Below are 11,351 nucleotides of genomic sequence, written 5' to 3'. Positions count from 1 at the left end.
GCGGCGAAATGTAGGCTGTAAGCGGTCAGACTTCACGCGATCGTCGCGCGCTCCGACGCGATCAAGCCCCGGTGGAAGCTCGAAGTAACCGCATCGCACTCGGCGTTCTGAAGTGAAGCCTCAGTCAGACTGACTGCTAGAGCGCCACATCGCTTCGGGACGTCTTGGCCAAGATTTGCGCTGGATTCGAGGGGAAGGGTAATGATAGCCCTATTTTGTCTTACCACGCTCCATTCCTCGCCTTCAGCGTTGGTTCCATCGCGAAAGGGTGGCGGCAGTGAGGGTATATGGTCATGAAGTTTCATAAAACGCCGCTGGAAGGCGCTTATCTGATCGAAATCGAGCGGCGCGGCGACGATCGTGGCTTTTTCGCGCGCTTCTTCTGCGAAAAAGAATTCGCCGCCGAGGGTCTGGAAACGCGTTTTGTGCAGATCAACAATTCCCTAAGCGCCAAGGCGGGCACTTTGCGCGGGCTTCATTATCAGTTGCCCCCTTCGAGCGAAGTCAAAGTGGTGCGCGCTATCACGGGGGCGCTTTGGGACGTGATCGTCGATCTTCGATCCGGCTCGCCAACTTTTGGCAAATGGTTCGGCGCGGAACTGACCGACGAAAACCGCCTGATGATGTATGTGCCGCGCGGCTTCGCCCACGCGCTCATCACGCTGGTCGACAATGTCGAGGCACTCTATCTCGTAAGCGATTTCTATGCTCCGCAATGCGAACGCGGCGTCCGCTGGAACGATCCGGCAATCGGGATTTCCTGGCCGATTCAACCGGCGGAAATATCGGACAAGGATAGGGCGTGGCCCGACCTCAATTCCGATTTTCACGGGACGGAATTGATGCGGGGCCTGAAATGAAGGTCCTGCTGACGGGCGCAAGTTCTTTTACCGGCTATTGGTTCGCCCGCGCGCTCTGCGATGCGGGTTTTCATGTGGTGGCGCCGCTGCGGGCGTCGGTGGACAACTATAGGGAAGGCGTCCGTGCGGAGCGTGTGCGTCGCCTTGGCGAAGTGGCCGAGATTGTAGGCGATTCGCCGTTCGGATCGGAGCGCTTCCAGGAACTTTCGAAAGCTGGCGGATTCGACCTGCTTTGTCATCACGCAGCCCGCGTTGGCGACTACCGCAGTGCCGATTTCGACATTACCGGCGCGCTGGCGGAAAATACTCATAATCTGCGTTGCGTTCTAGATATTCTGGGCAAGGGCGGCCTCAGGGGGCTGATCTTGACCGGAAGCGTTTTCGAACAGGACGAGGGCGCCGGCGAACAACCTTTGGTCGCCTTCTCGCCTTATGGCCTTTCCAAGGGACTGACAGCGGACGTGGTCGCACATCGGTGCCGGGAAATCGGGCTTTCCCATGGAAAGTTCGTGATTCCCAATCCTTTCGGCCCGTTGGAGGAGCCGCGTTTTTGCGCCTATCTCATGCGAACCTGGAAAAAGGGCGAAGTCGCGCGGGTGAATACGCCGGATTACATTCGCGACAATATCCACGTATCCCTGCTGGCCACCTCCTATGCAAAGTTTACGGAGCGGGTGAGGACGGGCGTCGGCGGAAAACTCAACCCGAGCGGCTATATCGAATCGCAAGGAGCTTTTGCCTCCCGCTTTGCCGCCGCGATGCGGGCGCGGCTAAATCTGGCCTGCGACCTCGAACTCGGGATTCAAACGGATTTCAGCGAACCGATGATGCGTGTCAATACGGACGCCGCCACACGTTATGTTGAAGGCTGGGATGAGATGCAAGCATGGGATGAGGTCGCTTCGGCTTACGCAGTTTAAGCGGCGTGTTGAAAACCAAGGCGCGCTGGATCAGCTTGATGAGTTCCCGGAGTCCAGCTTTTTTTAGGAACGCGTAATGAAGCAGGGCGAACTTATTTGGCGAAACAACATAACAACAAGCGCGAGTTGTCCCATTTGCGGCGATGTGCGTGAAAAGAAGCACATGGTTTCTGTTCTAAATCGGCTTGAACGCGGTAAGAAGATCGATTTTTATGTGTGCTCATCGTGCGATAGCAGCTTTGCATACCCATTCACCTATCCAAAATGTTACTCAGATGAGGAAAATCCACAATATTGCAAATTCTATGTTGAAATCGGAGCTGGGATCGATTTTATTGTAAATATTTTAGCACAATTCAAGGACGACTCTTCGATCAACAGTTATCTTGATGTTGGCTGCGGCTTTGGTTATAGCGTTGATTATGCTCGACGATTGTTGAAATGGGATGCTGTCGGCGTCGAGCCTGGCGTTTATGGCAGAATTGGCGCCAAGGCCTTGGGCCTTGAAATCGATCCCAACATTCTGGGGCGTGGAAGCGCGTACGACAATCGGCAATTCGATTTGATCTTAAGCTCCGAGGTTATTGAACACGTTGACAACCCGGATAATTATCTGAAACTCCTTTATTCCGCGACAAAAAGCGGCGGCAAAGCTGTAATTACAACCCCCGCAGCCGAATATGTGCAGCCCGAGAATTGGGTCGATCAGGTTATCGCGACGCTAAGTCCTGGCTATCATGCATTCCTTTATTCGCAGAGGGCCTTTGACGCGGCATTGCAAAAAGCCGGTTTCATCGGGGTGATCGTGTATCGCCACCAAGATCGTTTGATTGCGGTTGCGGGGAAGGATTGCAGCCCCAAAATCATCAATCCATTCGAAAAAGAATTGGATGAGCAGATACGTTATTATAAAGAACTTGCTGTAAATTCCGGGGATAAGAACATTTGTAATGGTGCTGGATTCAGGCTTTTGAAGGAGCTTGTAAATATCGGCGATTTTCCATCTGCCTTCCAGATTTGGGAAGATTTGCGTCGTGCTATCGAAGTCCAATATGGGTCTGATTTTTTTACAAACGAGCGGCTGTTTCTCCTCTCGAAAAGCGCAAAAGACTTCGATAACTACGGCCTTCTTGTGCCATATTTCATCGCCCCCCTACTGTTTTATCGCGGCATGCTTGCCCTCAACGCCGAAGCAAATAGCGTTCTGGCCATAGAATTTTTTGCTCGCGCCGAAGACTTGGCCTTGAGCGACATTGATCGCGAACATGGCTATTTTATCGAATCGGCAAGCCTGCTATGGCCGATCAAGCTGCACCGCGGCATTGCGCTGTTACGAAGCGGACGCCGACAGGAGGCGTTGCAGCATTTGAACGAAATCATATTTGCCAAGCTTGCGCCGCGTCAGCCTTGGCTTCGCGCCTTGCTGCCCGACTATATCGTGTCTCGTGCGATGAAGGAGGCCGGCGTCGCTCAGTTGCAACTATCTCGCCGTTCGGAAGCCAAGGATATGTTTGGTAGGGGCCTTCGCCGTCCAGAGGAATCTGAAAATAAAGGACTTCACGAAGAGTTGAGGCAATTATTTTCCGTGGCGACCGCCGAACTCTAGTAGGGGGCGAACCGCTAAAAAGCAAGAGCCCGTATCGGAAGTCTGAACTCAAGGGATTAAGAGAACGTCTCCGTCAGAAGATGCTCTGGGCGTCTCGACTACGTAAGACGATCTCTTTTTACGTTATGGCATGAAAGCAGCAGGGAGTTTCTACATTGAGTATTAACGATTTTCAGGTTGAACTCGCCGAAACACTCTCGCCAATTCCTGAACGAATCTACCCTACTGTGCGCCCTTGGACAAAGACCAAAACTGGGAAATTAAAGAAAATTAGGCGACTTATTAACGACGCAATTGAGCGAAGGGAAGGTGGGTCGGCGGCTCGGATAAAACAACGGATCGAAGGTCGGCGGCAAGGCGACGGGACGAAAATCGCCATATACGCTCATTATGCATCGACCGGTCGCGTAAGCGAAATGGTCTTTACGCAAATTGCCATTTATGTGGAACTAGGGTTTGAGATCAACTTCGTGACCATGAGTCCAAAGCTTTTGGATGCAGATATTGTGAAGCTTAAGATGCTCTGTCGAACAATCATTTTGCGGCGTAGTTTCGGACGTGATTTTGGAGCATGGCGCGATGTGCTTCGGAGTGAGGCTCTTGATCGACGAAGCATCGAAGAACTTCTTCTTTTGAATGACTCCGTCTTGGGTCCTATTCGTCCCCTTGAGCCTATGTTCAAAGTCATGCGCGCGACCGAAGGACTTTGGGGCCTTACCGATAGTGACCAGAGCGGGGCGCATTTGCAAACCTATTTTCTGCTGGTGCGTGGGCGCGCCGCCGTAAAGGCAGTGGTTTCGTTTTTCGATAGTTTGAGGCTTTCGAGCGACAAGGAAGAAACCATTCGTCGTGGGGAACTCCAATTCAGCCGCCGAATCGCGAATGCGGGAGTTCCTGTGTTTGCATTTTTCGGACGCCGCCAAGTCGAAGCGGCGGCGCTTGAGGATCCGCTGCTTTGCCACGAAGTCGCGATGTCGATTGACAGCGCCTTTTACGTTGAGAGCGATTACAACGAGGAAATCCGAAAATTGCGCTTGCGGCGTGGTTTTATAACGCATAATTACAATCCGACTCATCAAATGGCGGAGGTCTTGGTCGCCAAATTTGGATTCCCTTTCATCAAGACCGAATTGATAGTGGTAAATCCATGCAATATGACCATAGCAAAAAAGTGGTCGTCGTTCGTTAAGGATGACAGTCCTTGTTCTGTTGAAATGATCACCGAGCACCTTTGCCATTTATGACAGAGGGTCTGAAGACGCTTGCGCGCGTGGATAGGCGTTGAATGGAGCATATAGATTGTCTCGTCATAGGTGCCGGCGTGATAGGTTTGGCGGTCGCGCGGGAATTGGCGCGCGCAGGCCGCGAGGTCCTTATCGTTGAGCGCGAAAATAGAATAGGTGTGGGCACCAGTTCGCGCAACAGCGAAGTCATACATGCTGGAATCTATTATGACCAATGGAGCCTAATGGCGCGTTTTTGCGTAGAGGGTCGCCGCGCGCTTTACCATTTTTGCGAGGAACGTGGCGTCCCCCATCGCCGTTGCGGCAAACTGATCGTCGCGACGTCTCGCGAAGAAAGTTCGAAACTCTCTGCGATCAAGGCGAGGGCGGCAGCCAACGGCGTAGAGGATCTGGTAGAGATCAGCATATCGACCGCGCGGGATCTGGAGCCTGCCCTGCATTGCGAAGGCGCGCTTTTGTCTCCTTCGACCGGCATCATCGACAGTCATGCGTTTATGCTGGCGCTCTTGGCTGACGCAGAGTCCTTCGGTGCCGTTGTTGCGCTTAATTCTCCAGTCGTGGCCGCTAGGGTTGTCGACGACGGCCTGGAAGTTGATTTCGCGGGCAGCGATCCGATTACGTTGTGCTGCAATCTTTGCATAAACGCGGCGGGATTGCATGCGCCCGATTTGGTTCGAGAGATTGCAGGGTATCCAGCAAATCTTGCCCCGCGAGCCCATTACGCAAAGGGTAATTATTTTGCGTTGGCTGGCCACTCGCCGTTTTCCAGACTTATTTACCCTGTGCCAGTGCCTGGGGGCTTGGGAACGCATCTGACGATTGATCTTTTGGGTCAGGCGCGATTTGGTCCCGACGTCGAATGGGTCGATAAGATCGATTATTCAGTCGATCCTGCGCGTGCGCTAGAGTTCTATGCTTCGATCAGACGGTTTTGGCCGGACATAAAGGACGGCCAATTGCAACCTGCCTATGCGGGCATCAGGCCAAAGATCGTACCGAAGGAAATTGGTCGCCAGGATTTTGTTGTCCAAGGTAGGGAATGTCATGGTATCCCTAACCTTATCAACCTTTTTGGAATCGAATCGCCGGGGTTGACCGCTTCTCTAGCTTTAGCTGCCTATGTCGCAAAATTGGCCAGGGAATGATGGTTTTTTCGGACTTTTTCCGCTCAAGCGACGGTGTGATGCGAAACCAAAGGTCAACGCTTCGATGCCGAGCAAAAAACCCGGGTTCCGCCCATGACTCCGCTCAAACCCGAACGCAAGAAGCGTCCCCTAAAAGTCGCATGGAAGCGCTTGATGGTCGCGTTGCGCCTGCATCGTTCGCCGGAGCAGAAAGCCGCCGCCAACTGGTTTGGAAATCGGGCGATGCCGGTTTTCACGTGGGCGCCCGCGCAACCGCCGGCGCCGTTCGTGCGGAAGGCGGATCCGATCCTTTGGCATTATGTCGGCGACACGCGCGATTGGCTGCGCCGCCACAGCCATCTCACCGGCGTCGGACGCGTTTCCATTGAAATTGTCAAAGCCGCGCTGGCCGAGGCGCCCTTGCGCACGGCTGCCTGCGTTTATGACAGGAAGCGCCGCGTTCTGACCGGCCTGTCGCATGAAGCGATCTCCGAACTGCTCTCGCAAGGCAATTATGCCGGCGAACAAGCGCCGGCGCCAAAAATGCCGCGACAAGGTGAAGCCTTCGACGTTCGAAAACCCGAGCCGGGCGATCATGTCTTTTTCAACGGTCTCGTCTGGACGCCGATGTTTGAAGAGATATTCGGCGATCTCTCGCGACGCGGCGTCGCCTTCAGCGTTCTCGTTCACGACATCATTCCGATCGAGCGTCCGGACCTTGTGAGCGCCGATATTGCGGCCTCGTTCGAAAACTGGCTCGTCGTCGCCGTCAATACGGCAAATTGCATTTTTGTCTCCACGCAACATGTCAAGAACGAGATTTGCCGCTGGGCCTTGCTCGCGGGCGTCGAAATTCGCGGATCGATCGAATGTATCGCGTTTGGACAAACCGCGCTGAACCGCTCGCCGGAAGCCATTCCATCGGGGCTCGAAAAAAACCTCGACAAGCTGGAGCGTGGAAATTTCGTCCTCAGCGTCGGCACCATCGACAGGCGAAAAAACCAGGCGTTGCTATGCCAGATTTGGGTGAGGCTGACCGCAGAGTTGGGCGCGTCGGCGGCGCCGCAACTCGTCCTCGCCGGTCGTGACGACATTGGCGTCGAAAGTCTGGGCGCGGATGTCGCGGCGCTGGTCCGAAGCGGCAAGATTCATGTCGCCGATGGACTCGGCGACGGCGAGATCGCCAGCCTTTATGAGTCTTGCCTGTTTACGTTGTTTCCCTCGCTGGCGGAAGGCTACGGCCTTCCCGTCGCCGAAAGTCTTTCGTTCGGCAAACTTTGCATTGCCAGCGATTTGGCCGTCATCCGCGAACATGCCGGCGGCTTTCCATGGTATTTTCCGGCAGGCGACCTCGACGCGGCGCAGGCGCTCATCCTCCGCGCCCTCTTGCAACCGGAGCAACGTCAAGCGGCGGAACGCGCCATCGCAGCGGGCTACGCCGCCTCGGGCTGGGGGGAGACCTTTTCGGAATTGGCCGGAAGCGCCCGGGGCGTTCTCGCGGCGCCAAGCAGGACCGTGGCCCATGGGCGTCAACGATACGACATCGACGGAACCGCCGCTTTCGCGACCTCCGCCGCATTGGCGCTGGCGCGGAAATGGTGCGCTGAGGACGACCCGCTGGTTTCCATCCTCATCGTAAACTGGAACGCGGCCGCCCTCACCCTTGAATGCATCCGGCAGGTCTGGTCACAGACTTCGGCGGTCCCGTATGAAATCATCGTTGTCGATAATGGCAGTGCGGAACTGGACGTGCAGCATTTGCGACAGTTGGCGAAAGGCGTTCGCCTGATCGAGCTTGGCTGCAATCGCTTTTTCGGCGAAGCCAACAATATAGCGGCGGAGGCGGCAAGCGGAAAATATCTCTGCTTGCTCAACAACGACGCCTTCGTAATGGAAGGCTGGCTGGCGCCGCTGGTGGAGAAGCTCGAAGGCGACCCCGAGGTTGCCGCCGCAGGCCCGCTTTTTCTTTATCCGGACGCAACGGTGCAAGAAGCCGGGGCAAGGATCGACGGCACGGGGATTCCGGAGCGGTTCGGTCGCGGGGAAAAAACGCCGACCGCTGAAACCCTCGAAGAAAAGCAGGTCGATTACATTTCCGCCGCGCTGCTGCTTGTATCGCGCGACAACTTTGTTTTATCGGGTGGTTTCGACATGAAATATGAGCCCGCATATTATGAGGATACGGATCTATGTTTCAAGTTTCGGGCGCTTGGCAAAAAAGTCATCTACGAGCCCCGGAGTCGCACGGTCCATGTCGAAGGGGCGTCCGCCAATGCGGACGCGGCGGCGGAACTTCGTCGACGCTATCTCGGAGATCTGAACCGAAACAAATTCTTGTCCCGATGGGGCAATTATCTCCAAAACCGGGACGCCGCCGCCCTCGCCGCCGCGCTTCCGCAATTTTTGCCCGGCGGCGATCCCAGGCCCTTCCCCGGGAGCGCGATCGGCGCCGGGAAACCGACCGCCGTGCTCTATACGCCGGTCGATCTGACGTCTGGCGGCGGCGAGCGTTATTTGCTTTCGCTCGGAATCGCGCTGGCGGATCGCTACAACATCAAACTGGCGACCAGATATCGCTATAGCCGGTTGCGACTGCAGCAACTCAGTTGCGAGTTTGGCGTCGATCTTTCGCCCATTATCCTGACGGATGAAGCGGCCATGCTCGCGGGAGAAAAGCCGGCGCTTTTTGTCGCGATGGGCATTCATGTGATCCCGCCGATCGAACCCATCGGCGAATTCAACATTTATCATTGCCAATTTCCGTTCGAAATGGACCCGCTGCCGTCCGACGCCGAATTTGCTTCGCTTGAACGGTTCCAGAAAGTGATCGTCAATTCGGAATTCACGCGAGGTCATTACCGGAAGAGTCTGCCGCTCAAAACCGGCGAAGACCGGCCGGTCGTCGAAATCGTCTCGCCGCCGGTCCCCGCATTCATCGGCGACGCCACCGCCAAGAAGGGGATGATCCTGAGCGTCGGCCGCTTTTTTGTCGGGGGTCACAACAAGCGGCAAGACGCCATGATCGACGCCTTCAAGTCGTTATGGCGGGGTCCGGGAGACCCTCTGGAATTGCATCTCGCCGGCGCCGCGATGCCAAGCGCCAAATCCATGGACCATTTGTTTCGCCTGATGGAGGAGGCGGAAGGCTATCCCATCCATTTCCACATTAACGCGTCCCGCGAAAAGCTCGCCGAACTTTATCGCGACAGCGCCATCTATTGGCATGCCGCCGGCTATGGAACGAATTTGGACGCTCACCCGAGCCGCGCCGAACATTTTGGCATCAGCCTTGTGGAAGCCATGTCCGCGCAGGTCGTGCCGATCGCGTTCAACGCCGGCGGGCCTGCCGAAATCATTTCTCATCGGGAGAATGGATTCTTGTATGGCGACAAACAAGAACTGATCGCCCTCTCGCGCGAGGCGCTCGACCCTGACGCCGAGCCGCAACGTATCCGGCTTGCCCGCGCGGCGGCCCTGAGGGCCCGGGATTTCAGTGAGACCGTCTTTCAAAATCGGGTCAGGGAAATAGCAGGATCGTCCAGATGACCGTCGTCCGGCTTTCGGGAAGGCGCGAGCGCTGCCGAAAGTCCGCGGCGAGACGCCGCCTGTGGGCGCGCTTTTTGGCGCGGAGCCTTTTCGAGCGAAGCGGATCTTGGTTCGCGTGACGACCCGAAGGGCCGGGCGTCAGGTCTCCGGGGATCGCTTCCCCAGCCGCCGCAGCCAGCCGCCGAGCGAAAGCTCCGGGTCGGGCTGGCCGCCCGGCCGGATGTCGGCGAGACCGTGCAGCGCCCGGTGGCGCGCCTCGCCCGGGCTGACGCCATAGGTTTGCTTGAACAGGCGATTGAAGGCGCTCAAATTCTTGAAGCCGAGGCGATAGGCGACCGGCGCGATCCGCCGGTTGGAAAGCTCGGTCGCGACAATGTCCTGATAGGCGCGGTTGAGCCTCGCGCCGCGAATATAGCTGGCGACGCCGCCGACCGGTTCGAACAGCCGATAAAGCGAAGCCCGCGAAAGACCGAAAGTGCGGGCCAGCGCCTCGGCGTCGAGCGCCGGCGAGCGCAGGTTCTGGTCGATATGGCGGCGGATCGAGACGAAGGAGGCGAGAGGCTTGCGCGCGCGATCGAACAAGGGAGAGGCGGCCTTGCCGATCATGGCGACAAAACCCTGAAGAAAGCCATCCAACTCGCGGGCCGTCAGTCTTTCGGCCTGTTGCGCGAAGAGTTTCAGATTGCCGCCGATCACGGCGGCGGCCGGCGCGCCGCCCGCCAGCGTAAACCCATGCCACAGGCTTTCGTCGTCGAGGGCGGAAAGAATTTTTCCGCGCGGAATCCACAAGGTGATGTCGCTGGCGGGCGCCTCGTCCGCCAGAACCCGCAGGTCGAGGGTTTGCATCAGGTCGATGAACAGGACTCCACCGTCGCCGCATTGCACGGCGGCGTCGCCCATTCGCCCCTCGACAGCGCCCGAAAGCTGGAGGCGGACGGCGAATCCGTCTACGCCGCCGCGATGAATGGTTTCGAGCGAGCGGACGAGGCGCAGTCCCGACGAACTGGCTTCGCTCAGAAGGAAGCTTCCGGCCGCGCGGAGCAGGAATTCGCCTTTGAAATGCGCGGCCTCGGTCTTGTTCGCGGCGATGTCGAAAATCCCGGCGACCATGTCGCCCCACGCCGCCAGCGAGCCGCCTGGCGCGCGGATCGGTTTTGGCGTGGAGGGTTGCGCCAAGGCGCCGGGCGGGGCGGAAGAAGTCGAGACGGCCGGCGACAATCGAACAACCTCTCGGGCGAGGAAAAAAACTGGAAAAACCTTTATGGCGAAACGTCTTGCCCGCGCCGCCGCCGATGACGCCAATCGTATTGCGGACTTTGCACTTTGTCCACTTTGTCGTGGCGCTATTGCGTCGTTCCGTTGCGGCGGCGCGCCGGGTCCGCCGCTTGGCGGATCCCGCCTCGTAACCTGTTGTTAACCGCAAGGCGGTCTTAACTGGGCCTTCCGCCTATTTGCGCGCCGGGCCGCAGAATTGACCGATTTGCGCTGCACAAGCCGCGTGAAAAATTTGCGAGGAATTGGGTTCATGAATGAAATCGCCGCCGCCCCGCTGGCCGCCGCCGCGTCCGAGGGCTCCATTTTCGCCATGTTCTGGAGCGCCAGCCTGGTCGTGAAACTGGTGATGGTCGGCCTGCTGGCCGCCTCGATCTGGTGCTGGGCGATCATCATCAACAAGACTTTGTTGCTCCGCCGCGCCCGCGTGGCGATCGAGGAATTCGAGAACGTGTTCTGGTCCGGCAATTCGCTCGAAGATCTGTACCAGTCGTTGTCGGCGCTGCCGACCACGGCCACCGCCTCGCTGTTCGTCGCCGCCATGCGCGAATGGAAGCGCTCGTTCCAGAACGCCGGCGCCTCCTTCGTCGGCCTGCAATCGCGCATCGAGAAAGTGCTCGACGTCTCCATTTCGCGCGAGGTGGAAAAGCTCGAGGCCAATCTGCTGGTGCTGGCCACCACCGCTTCCTGCGCGCCGTTCATCGGCCTGTTCGGCACGGTCTGGGGCATCATGACCGCCTTTCGCGGCATCGCCGCCTCGAAAAACACTTCGCTGGCGG

General features: G+C 57.3%; 8 protein-coding genes. 7 read left to right on the top strand and 1 reads right to left on the bottom strand.

The window, feature by feature from the left end; all coding sequences use genetic code 11:
• The first annotated feature begins 293 nt into the window (after positions 1-293).
• The 6 genes from rfbC (at position 294) to QZY01_RS17135 (ending at position 9,300) form a co-directional block, all read left to right on the top strand.
• Positions 294-860 (top strand): dTDP-4-dehydrorhamnose 3,5-epimerase, encoded by a 567-nt coding sequence (gene rfbC / locus QZY01_RS17160; RefSeq protein WP_294539548.1) that lies wholly within the window; start codon positions 294-296, stop codon positions 858-860.
• On the top strand, positions 857-1,780 hold the full coding sequence (locus tag QZY01_RS17155) for an NAD(P)-dependent oxidoreductase (RefSeq protein ID WP_294539546.1): 924 nt from the start codon (positions 857-859) through the stop codon (positions 1,778-1,780). Before rfbC ends, QZY01_RS17155 begins: the two co-directional genes overlap by 4 nt.
• A gap of 76 nt (positions 1,781-1,856) precedes the next feature.
• The gene (locus tag QZY01_RS17150) at positions 1,857-3,386 is read left to right on the top strand and encodes a class I SAM-dependent methyltransferase (RefSeq protein ID WP_294539544.1); all 1,530 of its coding nucleotides are present in this window, start codon (positions 1,857-1,859) and stop codon (positions 3,384-3,386) included.
• Positions 3,387-3,541: 155 nt separating this feature from the next.
• Complete coding sequence (locus QZY01_RS17145; RefSeq protein WP_294539542.1) at positions 3,542-4,630, top strand: rhamnan synthesis F family protein; 1,089 nt, start codon at positions 3,542-3,544, stop codon at positions 4,628-4,630.
• 41 nt (positions 4,631-4,671) lie between these two features.
• Complete coding sequence (locus QZY01_RS17140) at positions 4,672-5,775, top strand: NAD(P)/FAD-dependent oxidoreductase (RefSeq protein WP_294539540.1); 1,104 nt, start codon at positions 4,672-4,674, stop codon at positions 5,773-5,775.
• 153 nt (positions 5,776-5,928) lie between these two features.
• The gene (locus tag QZY01_RS17135) at positions 5,929-9,300 is read left to right on the top strand and encodes a glycosyltransferase (RefSeq protein WP_294539539.1); all 3,372 of its coding nucleotides are present in this window, start codon (positions 5,929-5,931) and stop codon (positions 9,298-9,300) included.
• A 138-nt stretch (positions 9,301-9,438) separates the two neighbouring features.
• Here the strand turns inward: QZY01_RS17135 and QZY01_RS17130 are convergent, their stop codons facing one another.
• On the bottom strand, positions 9,439-10,518 hold the full coding sequence (locus QZY01_RS17130; protein WP_294539536.1) for a helix-turn-helix domain-containing protein: 1,080 nt from the start codon (positions 10,516-10,518) through the stop codon (positions 9,439-9,441).
• 307 nt (positions 10,519-10,825) lie between these two features.
• Here QZY01_RS17130 and QZY01_RS17125 point away from each other — a divergent pair.
• The coding region (locus QZY01_RS17125) for a MotA/TolQ/ExbB proton channel family protein (protein WP_294539534.1) at positions 10,826-11,351 on the top strand (526 nt) is incomplete at its 3' end.

The sequence above is a fragment of the uncultured Rhodoblastus sp. genome (assembly GCF_903903185.1).
Taxonomy (GTDB): Bacteria; Pseudomonadota; Alphaproteobacteria; order Rhizobiales; family Beijerinckiaceae; genus Rhodoblastus.
Note: the sequence above shows the minus strand (reverse complement) of the source record. Positions and strands in the feature narration are given on the sequence as shown.